At 70.2% G+C, this 15,576-nt stretch carries 19 protein-coding genes; 6 read left to right on the forward strand and 13 right to left on the reverse strand.

The window, feature by feature from the left end:
- Nucleotides 1-41: 41 nt before the first annotated feature.
- The 13 genes from ACLJWH_RS08315 to ACLJWH_RS08375 all read right to left on the reverse strand — a co-directional run bounded on the left by ACLJWH_RS08315 (nucleotide 42) and on the right by ACLJWH_RS08375 (nucleotide 9,098).
- The gene (locus tag ACLJWH_RS08315; RefSeq protein WP_411140955.1) at nucleotides 42-1,283 is read right to left on the reverse strand and encodes an MFS transporter; all 1,242 of its coding nucleotides are present in this window, start codon (nucleotides 1,281-1,283) and stop codon (nucleotides 42-44) included.
- Entirely contained in the window at nucleotides 1,280-1,855 is a 576-nt protein-coding gene (locus tag ACLJWH_RS08320; RefSeq protein WP_411140956.1) for a hypothetical protein, read from the reverse strand. The genes ACLJWH_RS08315 and ACLJWH_RS08320 overlap by 4 nt, the downstream gene beginning before the upstream one ends.
- Complete coding sequence (locus ACLJWH_RS08325) at nucleotides 1,852-2,751, reverse strand: winged helix-turn-helix transcriptional regulator (protein ID WP_411140957.1); 900 nt, start codon at nucleotides 2,749-2,751, stop codon at nucleotides 1,852-1,854. Before ACLJWH_RS08325 ends, ACLJWH_RS08320 begins: the two co-directional genes overlap by 4 nt.
- A 35-nt stretch (nucleotides 2,752-2,786) precedes the next feature.
- Nucleotides 2,787-3,200, reverse strand: coding sequence for a hypothetical protein (locus tag ACLJWH_RS08330; protein ID WP_411140958.1), 414 nt, complete (start codon nucleotides 3,198-3,200; stop codon nucleotides 2,787-2,789).
- Nucleotides 3,201-3,215: 15 nt separating this feature from the next.
- The gene (locus ACLJWH_RS08335) at nucleotides 3,216-3,671 is read right to left on the reverse strand and encodes a hypothetical protein (RefSeq protein ID WP_411140959.1); all 456 of its coding nucleotides are present in this window, start codon (nucleotides 3,669-3,671) and stop codon (nucleotides 3,216-3,218) included.
- Nucleotides 3,668-4,123, reverse strand: coding sequence for a hypothetical protein (locus tag ACLJWH_RS08340; protein ID WP_411140960.1), 456 nt, complete (start codon nucleotides 4,121-4,123; stop codon nucleotides 3,668-3,670). Before ACLJWH_RS08340 ends, ACLJWH_RS08335 begins: the two co-directional genes overlap by 4 nt.
- A 79-nt stretch (nucleotides 4,124-4,202) precedes the next feature.
- Nucleotides 4,203-4,544, reverse strand: a complete 342-nt coding sequence (locus tag ACLJWH_RS08345) for an SH3 domain-containing protein (protein WP_411140961.1) — start codon at nucleotides 4,542-4,544, stop codon at nucleotides 4,203-4,205.
- A gap of 264 nt (nucleotides 4,545-4,808) precedes the next feature.
- On the reverse strand, nucleotides 4,809-5,534 hold the full coding sequence (locus ACLJWH_RS08350) for a hypothetical protein (protein WP_411140963.1): 726 nt from the start codon (nucleotides 5,532-5,534) through the stop codon (nucleotides 4,809-4,811).
- A 48-nt stretch (nucleotides 5,535-5,582) separates the two neighbouring features.
- Nucleotides 5,583-6,281 (reverse strand): hypothetical protein, encoded by a 699-nt coding sequence (locus ACLJWH_RS08355; RefSeq protein WP_411140964.1) that lies wholly within the window; start codon nucleotides 6,279-6,281, stop codon nucleotides 5,583-5,585.
- 176 nt (nucleotides 6,282-6,457) lie between these two features.
- Nucleotides 6,458-7,063: a DUF3631 domain-containing protein gene (locus tag ACLJWH_RS08360; RefSeq protein WP_411140965.1), complete on the reverse strand. Its 606-nt coding sequence runs from the start codon at nucleotides 7,061-7,063 to the stop codon at nucleotides 6,458-6,460.
- Complete coding sequence (locus ACLJWH_RS08365; RefSeq protein ID WP_411140966.1) at nucleotides 7,060-7,536, reverse strand: hypothetical protein; 477 nt, start codon at nucleotides 7,534-7,536, stop codon at nucleotides 7,060-7,062. Before ACLJWH_RS08365 ends, ACLJWH_RS08360 begins: the two co-directional genes overlap by 4 nt.
- Complete coding sequence (locus ACLJWH_RS08370; RefSeq protein ID WP_411141342.1) at nucleotides 7,533-8,141, reverse strand: DUF4913 domain-containing protein; 609 nt, start codon at nucleotides 8,139-8,141, stop codon at nucleotides 7,533-7,535. The genes ACLJWH_RS08365 and ACLJWH_RS08370 overlap by 4 nt, the downstream gene beginning before the upstream one ends.
- Nucleotides 8,142-8,342: 201 nt before the next feature.
- Complete coding sequence (locus tag ACLJWH_RS08375) at nucleotides 8,343-9,098, reverse strand: DNA-methyltransferase (protein WP_411140967.1); 756 nt, start codon at nucleotides 9,096-9,098, stop codon at nucleotides 8,343-8,345.
- 516 nt (nucleotides 9,099-9,614) lie between these two features.
- On the opposite strand from ACLJWH_RS08375, the gene ACLJWH_RS08380 reads away from it, so the two are divergent.
- The 6 genes from ACLJWH_RS08380 (at nucleotide 9,615) to ACLJWH_RS08405 (ending at nucleotide 15,552) form a co-directional block, all read left to right on the forward strand.
- Entirely contained in the window at nucleotides 9,615-10,733 is a 1,119-nt protein-coding gene (locus ACLJWH_RS08380) for a C40 family peptidase (RefSeq protein ID WP_411140968.1), read from the forward strand.
- A gap of 72 nt (nucleotides 10,734-10,805) precedes the next feature.
- Nucleotides 10,806-11,117 (forward strand): DUF6112 family protein, encoded by a 312-nt coding sequence (locus ACLJWH_RS08385; protein WP_411141343.1) that lies wholly within the window; start codon nucleotides 10,806-10,808, stop codon nucleotides 11,115-11,117.
- Complete coding sequence (locus ACLJWH_RS08390) at nucleotides 11,117-11,800, forward strand: hypothetical protein (RefSeq protein ID WP_411140969.1); 684 nt, start codon at nucleotides 11,117-11,119, stop codon at nucleotides 11,798-11,800. Before ACLJWH_RS08385 ends, ACLJWH_RS08390 begins: the two co-directional genes overlap by 1 nt.
- A gap of 35 nt (nucleotides 11,801-11,835) precedes the next feature.
- Nucleotides 11,836-13,200, forward strand: a complete 1,365-nt coding sequence (locus ACLJWH_RS08395; protein ID WP_411140970.1) for an ATP-binding protein — start codon at nucleotides 11,836-11,838, stop codon at nucleotides 13,198-13,200.
- A gap of 85 nt (nucleotides 13,201-13,285) precedes the next feature.
- Complete coding sequence (locus tag ACLJWH_RS08400; RefSeq protein WP_411140971.1) at nucleotides 13,286-14,758, forward strand: SCO6880 family protein; 1,473 nt, start codon at nucleotides 13,286-13,288, stop codon at nucleotides 14,756-14,758.
- Nucleotides 14,759-15,093: 335 nt separating this feature from the next.
- Nucleotides 15,094-15,552, forward strand: coding sequence for a DUF6238 family protein (locus tag ACLJWH_RS08405; RefSeq protein WP_411140972.1), 459 nt, complete (start codon nucleotides 15,094-15,096; stop codon nucleotides 15,550-15,552).
- Nucleotides 15,553-15,576: the final 24 nt, after the last annotated feature.

Below are 15,576 nucleotides of genomic sequence, written 5' to 3' on the forward strand. Positions count from 1 at the left end.
AGCAGAAGCAGACGGGCAACGGAGGTCGGGAAAAGGACGGTTCAGCCGCTGGCCGCGCGGACAGCGGGGTGGGCTCGCAGCCGTGCGAAGGCAGTGGCCAGGCCGACGGCCTGAATGACGGCGCAGCCGGTGATGACGTGGTCGAGCATGCTGGGCGGAGTCGCGGCGACCAGGAGGCCGGCGAGGGGGAAGGGCAGCAGGAGCAGCAGGATGGTCAGGGAGAGGGTGCCGGCGGCCTTCTCGGGCGGGATGAGGCGGGAGCGCAGGGTGCGCAGCACCACGGTCATTCCTCCCTCCCCCGCCATGAGGACGGCGATCACCATGAGGTAGGTGGCGTAGCTGTGCGCGGTAGCGACCGCCAGGCACGCCGAGGCCGCGATCAGCGCCGACACCGCGCCGACGGGCCACAGGCCGTAGCGGCCGATCGCAGTGCGGCAGAGGATGACGGCGAGCAGGGAGGTGACGGCGGCCGCCGACCAGACCAGGCCCACGTCGGCGCTGGAGTGCCCCAGTTCGGTGACAACGATGACGGGGGCGGCGGCCTGGAGCAGGCCGACCGCGAGATTGGACACGGTCAGCCCCGCCACCAGCCAGGCCAGGGCCGGCAGGGAGCGCAGGGTGGCCCAGCCGGTGCGCAGCCCCCTGACGACCGACAGTGGACCGGCTGGCGACGGCCGGCGTGGCTGCTTGGGGGCGAGGGCCGCGCCGAGCAGCGAGAAGCAGGCGATCGCGGCCAGCATCCCGGCAGCTCCGGTCCATTGCAGCAGCAGACCGGCGAGTGCGGGCCCGGCGAGGGTGGCGACCTGGTCGATCCCCAGCAGGACCGACTGCACCCGGTGGGCGCTCTCGCCTGCTTCACGACTGGCGGCGGCGCCCGCAGTCTCGGCCGCGAGGTAGCTGAACTGCGTGAGCGCGCCCGTCAAAGCGGCGAGCACCATCACGGTGACCGTCGTGCCACTCCCGTGCGTTTGCGCGGGGAGGACGAGGGCGGCGGCCAGGGCGACCAGGGCCCGCGCCACCGAGGCGAGCCGGAACACCGCCGTGGTGCCGTACCGGTCGACCATCGCCCCGGCCAGCGCGAAGGACGCAAGGCGCGGGATCCACTCCAGCGCGAACGCCAGCCCGGTCAGCGCCGCAGAGCGGGTGGTGGCCAGGACCAGCAGCGGAATCCCGTACGTCGCCATGGCCAGCGCCCCGGCGTCGGCGCTGCGCGGCAGGTAGATGCCGCGCAGCAGACCGGACACCGCACCGCGGCCATGTCCTGGCCCAGGGCCGGATCTCACGCAGCGCACTCCATGTCGTCCGCTGTGGAGTGGTGCACGGCTGTCGCAAGGAGGGAGGGGTGTGCCCCGATCCACCGGGACAACGATGCCCACGGCCGGTGCAGCCCCCGCACCGCATCGGCAGTCGGCAGCAGACCGGCGTCCACCACCCGCCCGGCCGCCCTCGTGTCGTCGACCGCACCGATCACGGCACAAAGGACCGGTCCCCGGCCGAGCAGTGTGAGGGTGTCCTGGACGCGGGTGACGAAGTCGCTTGTGAGCGCAGGGTAGTTGTGGGCTCGGGCCCAGCGGGCGGCCTGGTCGTAGACGTCAGCGAGGCCGGCGCCGCTCTCGGTGAGCAGGTAGCAGGGCCTGTTCTTGTGTCCCGCGCGTACCAGGCCGTGCTCCCGGCCGGCCGCGAGGGCATGGCGGACCTGGTGGCGGCCGAGGTCGGCGAAGGTGCGCCCCAGCATGCGGTGCCGAATAGGGCCGTTGTCGTCGATTTCGCTGACCAGCCGGATCAGACCGGGGTGGGAGAGCATGGTGACCGCGTGGGCCGTCTGCTCGGCGGTGGGCATCGGGATGTGGCTCATCGGCGGTGGCCTCCTGCCGGGGAAGGGGAAAGGGGGCGGGCAGGGATCTGATGCGAGAAGAGGTCACCGGCCTTCCAACGGGCGGCAGGCGGCTGCGTCGACAGCGCCGGGCCGGCCGGCACGGCCGGTGACGCGGCTGTCGGCAGGCGGGACTCCTGCGTGATCCACGTGCCCGGCCCGGCCTGGGACGGGGCCGGCCCCTGCCCCCACACCGGATGGGCGGCGGCCTCGGCAAGCGGGCGCCCGGCCGCCCACGCCGACACCGCCCCGTAGACGGGCGCCAGGGCACGGCCATGGGTGGAGAGCCGGACATCGAGGGTGTCGCGGATCTCGACGAGGCCGTCGGCGGCCAGCCGCCGCAGTGGCGGATAGACGGCGCTCAGGCCGTGGTCCGGCATCGCCATCGCTCTCACCGTCGCGGCGCTGGTGGCACCTGCGCGTGCTTGAAGGGCCCACAGAATCGGGGTGGCGTGGCGGGGCGTGAGCAGCATGATGGTGTCCTCGGCGTTCTGGGCCGGAGGGATGCGTTCGGGCCCCGCCACGCCGGTGGTCTTGTCGACGACGAGGTCTTTCTCCAGGTGCGTGTTGCCCCACGTGGCAATCACGGTCAGGACAGGTATCAGGGCGGCGCCGCGGTCGGTGAGGCCGTAAGTGACATGCCGCGGGGTGTATTGGGTTCGCTCGACCAGGCCGGCCTCGGTGAGCTTGCGCAGCCTGGGGTGGAGCTGGCCGTCATGGAGCCAGGGAAGACGAGGTTTGACCTCCGCGTAGCGCAGCGGCTTCGCGGACAAGGTCATCAGCACCCACACGCTCCAGAGCGGGCTGATCATCTCCAATGACTCGGTGACGCGCGAGAGATCGGCATCGGTGGCGGGAGGCAAACCGGTGGTGGCCAAGGGGGAACTCCTGGACGAGGGGCAGGGTAGGCAGGTCAGCGAGTACGGGCGGCGGCAGAGGCCGGAGCAGGAACGAGAGCAGCGGACGGGGCCGGCGTCGTCAGCGGGGTCTGCGGGACGGGAACGCGGTGCAGGCTCTGGAGGACCGCGCTCACACTTTTGGCGTGGGCGTCGCGGACGACGACGGATTCGGAGATGCGGCGCGCGCAGTCGGCGATGTGACCTGCCTCGTGGGAGCCGATCTGTCGTTCCTTGGCGGCCAGTTGCCGCAGCCGCTGGAGCTGGAAGTCGATGTTGCGCTCGGCGAAGGCCAGGTCAGTGTGGCTGCCGAGCAGGGCGGCCAGCATGCTCTCGCGGGGGTTGGTGTCAGCGAGGGCTTCGAGCTGGGCGAGTGGCGCTCCGTACAGGTCCTCGATGCGTTCGCCGATGGTCTGGGCGGTGGGGTACATCAATCAGCAGGGCTTTCACGGTCGGCGGGCCTGCGCTGCCCCGGCACGCGCGGGTGCCGGGGCAGCAGGGGCAGCGGGAGGCAGGGCCATGGTGATCTTCGGCTGGGCGAACTGCACGGGCCTGGCCAGTGCCGGGCCCGGTGGGGGCATGGTCCGCAGCAGCTCACCCAGGGCAACGCGGTAGTCGTCGCGGATGCTGAGGGCGGCCTTCAGCAACTCGGCGTCCATCCGCAGGTCATCGGCGGACAGTTCGCCCATGTCACGGCCGGCGGCGGTGGCCTCGTGGACCCGGTCGCGGACACGGGCGACCTGTTCCTCGGCCACGGCCAGGAACGAGCGCAGCTCCAGCGCCCGCCGCAGGGCCGCAGTCGCCTCGGGAACGGTCGCAGCCTCGTACAGGTCGCCGACGGGGGACCCGAAGACTCCTTCGAGCAGGCCGTCCTGGCTGCTGGGCTTGACGCTCACACTCACCGCGACACTCCCCGGACCGATGCAGCCGGGACGACAGGGCGTGCCGGGGAGCTGGTCTGCAACGCCGGCCCCCGGTGGGCGCTCGCGGCCACGTCGCGCCAGGCACCGGGACCACGCCTACCCGGGGCGTCCGGGTCGAGGAGGAACCGCACGACCATGGCCCGCCCGTCCCGTACGGTCACTGCGGCATTCACCTGATGCGCGAGAGCCATCGCGGGATCGTCGAGTTCACCGGTCTCGGTGCCGAGCACGGCGACGAGGGCGTCCTCGGCCTTCTCCAGTGCCTCCTGCGCCTGGGCGAGGTGGCCGTACCAGCGGACGGCTTCCGTGGCCTCGCGGTGGGCCTGCGGAGCCGCCGCCACGGCACGGCGCAATTCCGGAAGGCTCATGTGAAAGCGTCGCTCGATCTGCTCGGTGATGACGCCCATCACGTCGCCGACATCGTCAGACACAGCGAATTCCTTTCGTCTCCGGGGAAAACGGACAGGTACAGGCTCCGGGCCAGAAATAGCCACCCGCCCGGAGGGCCGCTTAGTGGAGGCAGGTGTAGACGGTGGGGTGGACGTAGATTCCGGAAACCCAGCCCTTCACTCCGGTCGTCTTGTCCGTGATGGAGACCCATTCGCCGTACTTGGTCGTCGTGTGGACCGTGAACTTATGGGACTTGTAGAGGATGCCGAGCGCCGTGGAGTTCACCGTTGCCTTGGAGCGGATGGTCACCGCGCTCGTGTGGACCGTGTAGGGGCCGACCTTGTTGCAGGATGCGGCTGTGGCAGTGGCTGGAGCCGCGGCGGTGGCGGCCGGGGCGGTGACGACAGGCAGGGCCAGTGCTGCGGTCACGGCGGCGGCACTGGCAATTCGGGAAAGACGCAAGGGAGTTCTCCTTAAAGGTGGGGTGAAATGGAGGATGCAGATGTCACTGCGGTGGCAGGGCTAGTCGAGGCGCATGCGGATCTCGTGGAGAATCGGTGCGCATAAGAAGGGCCTCCAACAGGAACGCGGAATGCGACCCGGGCAGATGCCGTGCGGGCCAAGTTCAAGAGTCCGGAGAATCCCCGGTTTCGCTAACCGGGCATTGGCCGCTATGCTCCGGCCGCGGCGCTTGTGGTAGGCCGCGCCAAAAGGTGTGCGCGAAATTCACCGCCCGCGGCCGCGGGGCGGTGTGGCAGGAATGGGGCGCGCCGGTGCGGCGGGCAGGGTGGTGCGGTGCCCGGATGGTGGTGCGGTCAGTGCGGGCGTGTCCTCGCCCGCCCACCAGTTCTCCCACCACTCGCTGGCGGCCTCCGCGGTGGCGAAGCCGCCTTCTCGCAAGGTGTGTGTCCCGTTGCCGAGGTCGGCTTCCTCCAGCAGGATTCGGAACGGAAGCGGTGTGCGTTCGTCGGTGGCTCGCAGGAGCACCGTGGTCTGTGGATTCGCGGAGGTGTCGTCGGTGTGGCTGTGCAGGAGGGCGAAGTGATCGCCCCGGTCGCTCATCAGCCGCTGTTCCAGGGCCCTGGTGGCGTCATCCGCCGCGGTGGTCATGCCCGGCCGGAGGCCGATGGCGTCCGGCGGGCAGCCGCGGGCGATCAGCCAGGACTGGGCCATGGACGGGAGCGGCAGAGTCGCGTGCTGGAAGCGGAACGTGCGGTCTTGCGTGTCGCGGTGCAGGTGGAGGGCGACGAGCGGGGGCTCGCCGGGGATCCCCCAGGTCACGGACCCGTCGTGGATGACGTAGTAGCTGTGGCGGTCACCGTCGGTGTGGTGCTCGGCCAAGGCGGTGAACGTGTCCCGGTTGATCTCGATGCTCTGCCAGAAATGTTTCTCGACATGAGCGGTGGCAGGGTCGTATCCGTCGAGGCGGAAATCAATTTCGGCTGGAGGCATAGGACCTTTCGGATCCGGAGCGGCGGACAGGCACGGACTGAGTCGCGGTCAGCGGCGGGAGTGGCCCTGGGCAGGCCAGGCACCGGCCCGCTGCGCGGGGGCGGTGGCACTCACGCTCGTGCGGCGTGAACTGGCGAGGGTGGTGCGGCCGGCGTCGGTGAGGGCGATGGGCTGCCCGGCGTGGACGGGGTGGGAGGCGTCACGCACCAGCAGGCCGGCCTCTTCCAGGCGCTGAAACTGGCTGTAGGCGACGCGGGTGCCGGAGGCAGTGACCACCGACAGGCGGTGGGTGAGCAGGTGCTCATGCAGCTTGGCGCCCTGGGCGACGGCCAGCAGCGCGGCAATGTCCGGCGCGGGCAGCTCCGGTGCCTCGCTGGGGCCCTGCGTGTCCACACCCCTCTCGATGGGCTCCAGCGCGGCCAGGACCTTCCCTTGGCGGTCGTCGCGAGTGGCCGCCGCATCCTCCAGCTGGCAAGTGGTGCGACCGATGCGTTTGAGGAGGGCTGCTTCGACGGGGACCTCTCCGGAGGTCAGGCGATGGAGCAGGACCCGGTAGAAGGTCACCGACGTCTCAGCCTGGACAAGGTCGCGGTGGGCATCGGCCAGACGCGTGCGCGGCGCGTCGAGGAGATCACGGTCGCGGTGCTCCCACAGCCGGTCGATGCTGTGGCTCACGGCCGCTTCGATCCGGTGATCGAGGGCAGTCGGCGCCTTCTTCGCCGCAGGCGGCGCAGGGGTGGAGGGCATGGAAAAGCGGTTCCTCTAGGTGGTGTCACGGCGGCCTGCGGCCTGGGCAGGAGTCCCGCGGGATGCGGATTTCGAAGTGGTGCCGTCGCGTGTGTGCCGTGTGGCCCGAGGCCACGGGGAGCCGGAACACCGGGCGGTTCGCTCCTGTGCGGGGCGTGACCCGGTGAGGCGGGTGGTCAGTGGGAAGGGGCCGGCAGGGCGGCGAGCAGTGCACCGCGCCGGTAGGACTTGCGGCGGCGTCCGTCGGTCAGAGTGATGTCCCGGGTGGAGACCTCGTACTGGGCCAGGAGCTGCGCGAGGCGGGGCTCGGTGAGGTCGGCGTAGCGCCAGCGGCCCTCGGCCACCCCCGGCAGATCCCGGAGTGCGGCAACAAGGTCAGCGGATGCCACGGCGTCTGGATCGCCGAGCTCGGCGAAGACCCGGAGGGTTGCGCGCACGATGCTGTCCGGCTGCGGGCGTTCACCGGGGCAGGAGGGGAAGTCATCGTCTTCGGTGTCGTTCTCACCGTCAGTGCTGGCGCAGCAGCAGGCTGTGGAGAGCAGTCGGGCGAGTTCGTCTCCCGCCGTGAGGCGTTCGACAAGTAGATCGGTAAGCGTCTCCAGCTGCTCGGTGGCACTGGCGCCGGGAGCGCCGGCGCGTTCCGCTAGGTCGAGGAGCTCCTGATCGAGAAGCTGTATGTCGGTGAAGGTGTCGAGGATTGCGCGGTGGTGAGGTATCTCCGGCGGCGGTTCGGTCTCCAGCAGGGCGGCGAGGGAGTTGAGGAGAGCGGGGAACGTCGTCATCGGAGGGGGCCCTTCGGTTTGGGGGAGGGTGCGGGGTGGGGCAGGCCGGGCATCGCGTAGGGCGGGGCTGGCTTGGGGATCGGGCGCGTGTCCAGTTGCGGGGAGCGGGCGCGGGCGGCGTGGGTGAGTGCGCTCACGGGCCGGCGGTTCATGCCCAGGCGTGCGGCGACCGTGTCGTATACGTCGTTGCGGGCCCTGGGCCGTACGGCCACCACGTGTATCTCGGTGGTGTGGGTGGAGGTCGCCGGGGCCGGGCGCTGGGTGTAGACGACGCGCCAGGCGTTGCGCGAGTCGACGTACAGCTTGCGCAGGCCGGACAGGTCGCCGGTGAGCTTGCTCCCGAACAGGTCGGCGTTGACGACGTCCTGGAGCTGGGCCAGGGCCAAGTCGCGGATGTCACCGGGGGCTTGGAGAAGATCGGTCAGGGCCCGGGGATCGAAGCTGAGACCGAACGCCGGCTGTCCTCCGGTCATGCCGCGGCCTCGCCCGGCTCCCCGTCCTCCGGCTCGTGGGCGCCGGTGCGGGAAGTCCGGGCGGACGGCTTCGGTCCGGGCAGCACACGGTGAGCGGGCCTGTCCGGGTCAGTCATGCACGCGGACAGCGGCCCGCCCGGGGCCCGGACGGTGGCCATGGCGTGGGTGAGGAAGTCGCGGTGCCACACGAACAGACCGCTGAGGCCGGCTTCGGGGTCCTTGTGCTGCTGGTAGGCCATCCACAGGGCGTGCAGCCAGGCCACGACGTCGTCGTGCTCCTGCCACTGCTCGCACCACGGCGCGGCGGTAGTGACCTCCGCTCCGTAGACCGCCATGAGGCAGTCGTCCACCCAGTCGCTGAGGGTGTCGAGTTCGTTCTCGTACTCCTCGTCCTCCAGCTCCAGGATGGGCCGCGGCTCCGGTGGCGCAGACTGCACCGGCATGCCCGGCAGCCCCGGCATGCCGAAGGCGGGGAACGGGGACGGCGCGGGCGCGAAAGCGAGGCTGTCGAGCTGCCGGGCCTGTTCCGCAGACTGGTCAAAAAGCTTGCGGACGCTCGCCTCGATGCTCTCCAGGCTGGAATCGGGCAAGCGGATCGGTTCCATTGTCCCGTCGTCGCGGGGGTCTATGGATTCAGGCACGAATGGTCTCCTTACAGCCGCAGCCTGTGTGGGGAAATATGGCTTCAACCATCCGGACGATCCCCGGTTTCGCTAACCGGGGATTTCCTGCTATCTAGCCCCGGTGCCGGGAAGGGGCGGGTATCCACGACGCATCTGCCCGCCCCTGATGCGCGGCGAAGACGTTTAGGCGGACAGGACGAAATCGTCCTGGGAGAGGGTCTGTTGAATGGTCTCGGTGAGCCGGTCGGCGGCAATCTCTGCGTAGTGCCGGGTCTTCTCGACGCCGATGAAGTCGCGTCCCTCCAGCAGAGCTGCCACTCCCGTCGAGCCGCTGCCGGCGCAGAAGTCGAGCACCGTGCCGCCGTCCGGGCAGATCTTCACCAGTTCACGCATCACTTCGACGGGCTTTTGCGTGATGTGCTGCCGACTCTTGCCCGAGGGCTGTGAGGCGCTGTAGAGGCCGGGCAAATAGACCGGGTTACGGGAGCCGTCGATGCCGCCGTTGGACGCCCAGACGACGAACTCGCAGTTCTGGGTGAACCGTCCCTTCTGGGGCCTGGCCTGCGGCTTGTGCCAGGCCAGGACACCACGCCACAGCCAGCCGGCGGCCTGGATCGCGTCCGTGGTGACCGGCAGCTGACGCCAGTCGGTGAACAGCAGCGCGGTGCCGCCGGTCTTGGTCAGGCGATGGGCTTCGGTCATGATCTGTGTCAGCCAGAACCCGTAGGAGCGCTGGTCCATGTTCTCGCCCGTGAAGTCCGGCAGGGCGTGCCCGGCGTCGGCGGAGGTGTACTTCTGCCGCGCGGTGCGGCCCGTACGTTCCTTCGCGGTCCGACCGCCGGAGTTGTACGGCGGGTCGGTGATGACGGAGTCGACGCAGTCGTCCGGCAGTCCGGCCAGGACGCTCAGCGCGTCACCCTCGTGCAGGGAAAAAGGCAAAGGTGTACCCCAATTCGGGTCGGGAGGTGAGAGAGAAGCACTCCGGCTCTCGCGTATGGTCCCCGCGACTGAAGGCGGGCAGGATGAACCCGCGGGCCGTATGGCGGGGTGCGAGGGGAGGTACCAAAACAGTAGGCCACGAATGCCGGTTGAGCAGTGTCGCCACCGAAGGCCCTCGGATCACGAGGTCATTACCGGCTATTTCGCCAGCCGGGAATCGTCGCCTACTGTTTTGGAACTGCCCGGCGAACACCGCCGATGGCGCTCCCCGCTCATGCCCTGGAGGCAATCTCTGTCCCGGTACACCTGACCCGCCACCCGGCTCGCGGCGCGAGAGGCAACTCGCGCCCGCCGCCCGGCCCCGATTCACCCACCACCGGCCGCCGCACCCTTTCCACCCCTGCATATGCGCCGCCGGGCTTCACTTCCAAGGACACCCGCTGTGACACGCCCCTGCCCTCCCCTGCCTGAATGCCGACCCGCAGCCAACCGCCGCCTGCCGGGAGGCGGAAGGGATTGAAAGGCGCGGCAGCCGTTGTCGGCATCATCTGCCTTTCCTCTCTCCTCCTCGCCGGTACCGCCGCGATGGCCTCGGCCGGAAGCAGCGCCGCCTCACACACCGCCTCCTGCGCTACGGGCGCGGGCATCGACACCGGTGCCGTCGCCAAGCAGGTCGCCGCGATCCTCGGCGGCAAGAGCGCCGACAAGAACGTCCATGTCGAGGGCCTGGACCTGCCCGCCGAGCAGATCCCGAACGCCAAGGCCATCGTGGCCACCGGCATCTCGCTCAAAGTGCCCGACCGCGGCCAGGTCGTCGCACTGACGACCGCGATGCAGGAATCCCGCCTGCGGAACCTGAACTACGGCGACAGGGACTCGCTCGGTCTGTTCCAGCAGCGCCCCAGCCAGGGCTGGGGCACCGCCGAACAGGTCCGCGATCCGGTCTACGCGAGCACGAAGTTCTACACCGCCCTGCTCGCCGTGCACGGCTGGCAGCAGCTGACCGTCACCCAGGCCGCACAGATGGTCCAGAAGTCGGGATTTCCCGATGCCTACGCGCAATGGGAACAGCTCGCGCGGGCCTTGCAGAAGGCCATCGCCGCGACCCTTCCCAAGAGCGACACGGACAAGCCCGGCGGTAGCGAGGGCGCGGCCGGCGTCGGCGGCTGTGCGCCGGGCGAGGACGGCTCCGGGTACGGGCCCATCCCCGAAGGCACCGTCCCCAAGGGATACAGGATCCCGGGGAGTGCTCCGGCCACGGCCCGCACCGCTCTGACCTGGGCAATGCACCAGCTCGGCACCCCGTACCAATGGGGCGGCCACTGCACCGACTCCCATGGCCCCGACCCCATGGGCCGCTGCGATTGCAGCAGCCTCATGCAACAGGCGTACGCCCACGCCGGCATCAAGCTCACCCGCACCACGTACACGCAGGTGGGCGAAGGGAAGGCGGTCTCCCCGAAGGCCCTGCAGCCAGGTGATCTCCTGTTCGCCCGCGGCACCGCCGCCCGGCCCGAACACGTGGGCATGTACATGGGGCAGGGGCTCGTGATCGAGGCGCCGCGCACATCCAAGCCCGTCCGGATCACGCCGATCAAGGACTGGGCAATCCTCGCCGCCCGCCGCGTCATCTGACGCCGTGCCCGCCCGGACACCGTGCGGCCGCCCCCTCTTCTTCCCCCTTCCTGCGCATGCAAGGAGTTCCCCATACCCATGTCTCTCGCAGACCGCGTCTACCTCGCCTTCGACCCAGGCATTTCGCCGAAGGAGGGAGGGCTGCCCGGCCTGTCCGTGCTGAAGAACGTCGTCAGCAGCGTCAACCTGTTCGGGATCGTGGCCGTCGTCGGTGCCCTGGCCATCTCGCTCGGCGTGTGGGCCTGGGGCCACCACACCGGTGGCCACCAAGCCGAAGCCAACGGTAAGAAGGGCGCACTCGTGTCCGCTGGTGCCGCACTCGGCTTGGGCGCAGCAAACGGGATCGTGGCCTTCTTCTCGGCCATGGGAACGCAGGTCCACTGATGCCAAAGCGTTCGCGCCCCTCACTGTCGGGCTTTGGCGCCCGGTGGTCGGCCAATCAGCGCATCCTGATCGTCGCGCTCGTCGTCGCCGTGCTGCTCGTCGTCGCCGGACTCGCCGCTGTCTTCACCGGCCGCAGCGACCAGCGTGACAAGCCCCCCGCGCCCGCCACTACGGCGGGCCCCACGCCGTCCGAGACGGCGCCGAAGCCAGCGCCGGGTTCGGGCTCGGTGCCAGGGCCTGCGCGGATCAGCGAGCCGGTCGCCTATGCCAAGGCCGCGGCCGCCATGCTGTGGTCCTACGACACCCGCGACACCAGCCGTGACCAGCAGCTTGCCGGCATGACCGCGTGGATGACGAAGGAGACCAAGTACACCGACTGGTCCTCCCTCTCCGCGCAGGTCCCCGACCCGGTGCTGTGGTCGCGGATGGCCGACAACGCGCAGCACGCCACCGCGACCGTCACCGAGGCGCACTATCCATCGGCATTCCAGCAGGCTCTGGCCAACGATCCGTCCGCGCTGACCGAGGCGTACATCTACGCCGTCACCGTCACCGGCAAGCAGCAGATCGTCTGGAAGAACGGCGGCGGCGGAGCGGAGGACCGGTCCCTCACCCTCGCCGTCCAGTGCCGCCCCTCTCACGACTGCGCCCTGGTCTCCCTCGCTCCCCGCGTCGCGCCCTGATGCGCCACTGACTCAGACAAGGAGGCATCTCCGCAGTGGACTTCTGCTCCATACCCGTCGCGGGCAAGCTCTGCGACGCCGCCGACGCGATCGACTTCGTCACCGACCCCGGCAAGGCTATCGGCGCCTGGATCGCCAAGAGCAGCGGCGAGCTAGCCGCTACGGCGGCAGACCTGGCCGCCAAGGCCGTCGACGCCACCACCAAGGTGGACCTGAACGCTGGCTGGTTCCGCGACAATTACGCACTCATCCTGCCGATCGGCTTGGTCCTGCTGGTCGCCACCTTCTGCGCCCAGCTCATCCGCGCCGCCGTCCGCCGCGACGGGCAGGCCCTGGCCCAGGCATTCACGGGCACCGCGGGCGGAGTGCTCTTCGCCTTCGCCGCCATAGCGCTGACCACCGTCGCCATCGAAGTCGTCGACGCTTTGTCTGCCGGGCTTTTCAAGGCCGCGGGCAGCAGCATCGAAGAAGCCGTTCGGCGCATCGTCCAGGTCTCCGAGATCGGCTTCATATCCGGCCTCGGCTGGATGGTGACCTCCATCGCCGCCATCGGCGCCGCCATCGGCGCCGTCCTCTACTGGTGCGTAATGATGGTCCGCAAGGTCGGCATTCTCGTTCTGGTCACCCTCGCCGTGTTCGCCGGCGCGGGAGGCGGCTGGGAAGCTGCCCGCCGCTGGCGCAAGGGCTGGATCGAAGCCACCGCCACCCTCGTGGTCAGCAAGCTGCTGATGACGATCGTATTTCTGCTCGGTATCTCCGCCATGGGCCGGACCGAGGCCAAGGACGGACTCGCCGCCCTGGCCGATGTGATGTCCGGCATCGTCGTCATGGTCCTGGTGCTGCTCTGCCCCTACGCCACTTTCAAGTTCGTGCACTGGGCGGCTGAGGGATCGGACGGCGAATCCCTCCACCGCGCCGGTGGAGCCGGTGCCCAGATCGCCAAGCAGCACGGCGAACGCGCCGGCCGCAAGGTCGCCTCCATGGCCGCCACCGCCGGAAGCGGCGGCGCGGCAGCAGGAGCGGGCGCCGCTCCCCAGGGCCCCGACTCGGTACCCGGTGGACAGTTCCCCGGCGACATCGCTGCCAACCCCACAAGTGGCGGCCAGGACAGCAAGGAGGGCAGCGGCTCGGGCATCTCGCCTGGCGGTGATGCGCTCAAGACCAGTCTGGAGAAGGTCGTGCAGCCCCCGCCGACCAGCGCAAGCCAGGACACCAGCAGTCAGTTCGGCGGCGCTCCCGGACAGGGCAGGCCCGCCTCCGGATCCCCGGCCAGCCAGGGCGGCGAATGGATCTCCCAGCCTGCGGCCGACACCTCGGCACCCCCGCCGCAAGGCGCTCCCCCGGCCCCGGACTCGGCTGGGGGCCCCTCGGTCCCGCCGCCTGTGCCCACCGGCATCTGATCTTCCCGACACCGGGCGGGACTCACCACGCCACTGCTGGTGTGTCCCGCCCCGGCCACCGCCCGCGCCTTACGGAACAGCCCTCTTGTCTGAACTCTCCGTCACACCCCTCACCGTCAAGTTTCCGCACAGGTCCCGACGCGGCATCCTTCTCGGTCTGTCCCTTCCCCAACTCGTCTTGGCCTCAGTCGCGTTGGCGCTGCTCATGGTCACCGTCGTCAGCACCGGCATCCTCGGCGCGCTCACCCTCACCCCCCTGTGGGCGGTGGTCGCCGCCCTAGTCGTGATCCGCCGTCACGGACGCTCCCTGATCGACTGGGCCCCGATTGTCGTCCGCTACGCCCACCGCCGGCGCACCGGGCAGACCATGTGGCTGGCCCGGCCCGCGTCCCGCCCCCGCCACGACGGCCTGCTGCACCTGCCCGGCACCAATGCCTCGCTGCGAGTTGTCACCCCCGGCGACTCAGCGACCCAGGCCGCCGCTGTCCACGACCCGCACCACCAGACCCTGACCGCCGTCGCCCGCGTCTCCTCCCGTGCCTTCGCCCTTCTCGACCCGGCCGCCCAAAACCACCACGTCGCCGGATGGGGCCGGGCCCTGGCAGGCATCGCCCGCACCGGACACGTCGCCACCGTCCAAGTGCTGGAGCGCACTGTCCCCGACTCCGGTGACACCCTCGCCCGCCACTGGGCCCAGCAAGGCCGGCCCCAAACCCCAGTCGCCGGAAAGGTCTACGCCGACCTCGTCGCCTCCGCCGGCCCAGCCGCCGCCCCGCACGAGACGTATCTGGCGATCTCCCTCGACCTCAAAGCCGCCAAGCGGCTCGTCTCGCAGGCCGGCGGCGGACTCACGGGCGCATTCACCGTGATGCAGCAGACCACGTCGTCGATCGCACAGGCAGCACGCGGTGCCGGGCTGACGGTGACCGGCTGGCTCAGCGCCCGCGAGATCGCCGCCGTCATCCGCACCGCATACGACCCCAAGGCGCTCTCCGGCCTCCAGCAGTGGTCCCAGACCGGCCGGGCCGAAGCCGACCCGGCGGCGGCCGGGCCCGTCGTCCAGGTCGAGGAGTACGACCGAGTGATCACCGACTCAGCCCGCCACACCACCTACTGGGTCGAAGACTGGCCACGGACCGAAACCAGCCCGGGGTTCTTGCACGGGCTGATGTTCACCGCCGGGGTACGACGGAGCCTGTCCCTCATCTATGCGCCACAGGCACTTGAGTCGGCGCTGCGCGATGTCCAGCGCAAGAAAGCCACCATCATCGCCGACGCCACCGAACGGCGCCGCCGCGGCCAAGTCGACTCCGAAGCCGACAGCATCGAATACTCCGACACCAAGATTCGCGAACGCCAGCTCATCGCGGGACACGCCGACGTCGCACTGACCGGACTTCTCACCGTCAGCGCGGAGACCGACGCCCTGCTCTCCGCGGCCTGCGCGCAGATCGAAACCGCCGCCGTCACCGCCCAAGTCGACCTGCGCCGACTCTACTTCCAGCAGCCCGATGCCCTCACCCTGGGCGCCCTCCCCCTCGCCAGAACCGCCCTGTGACCCACAGCTTCCGCACATCAACGAGGTCCAGCTGCTTGATCCGCTGCGCACGCAGCCCCCTCCTAGGGGCGGTGGCGGGTGGAGATCCGCAGTCCACAAGACACCGGCCCCACGCGACGCGGACAACGTGACCGGCCAAAGCCACCCAAGCCCCCGCACGCCGCCAACCTACGTCGGCCTGCGGCACGAGCAGGCCCGCACCCTGGCCACCCGCACCGCCTCCGCCGACGCACCTCTCTCCCGGCCGGCCCCGCATCACGCCCGCGCCGCTCGGGCTGCCCCTGGTTGGACCGACCGTCACTGCCCCTGCCATTGCGGCAGGAAGGATCCCCCTCTTGTCCTCTCCCTCCCCTGCCGGTGACGCGCACCCCTATCTTCGCGCCGCGACCGCCGGCCTACGCCACCACGCCCGCTCCCTGAGCACCGCCGCGCCGTCACCGCCCCGTCCCGCCGACCGCGTCCATCTCGATCTTCTCCATGCGCACCTCACCGTGCTGCACCAGCTGCTCGACCAGCTCGCCGCAGCGGCTCGGCCGCCACACCCAGCAACCGGTCGGCACTTGGCCACCGCGCACACCCGGCTGTGGCAAGCCACCGCCGCCGTCCACGACGCCTTCCACACCCAACCGACCATGCAAGACCAGGAGTGCCACCCCGAACGGCTGCCGGAAGGCCCGCCAGTACTGACCATCTGCCAGCGCCACCTCGCCGTCAGCCATACCGTCCGCCGCAAAACCACCCCCACCGACCTCAGCAGCCCCCTCCACGGCCACACCACCACCTGCACCGTGTGAGCGGACCGCCGCCGAAACGAGCCC

The organism is Streptomyces sp. x-80, assembly GCF_046549095.1.
Classification (GTDB): Bacteria; Actinomycetota; Actinomycetes; order Streptomycetales; family Streptomycetaceae; genus Streptomyces; species Streptomyces celluloflavus.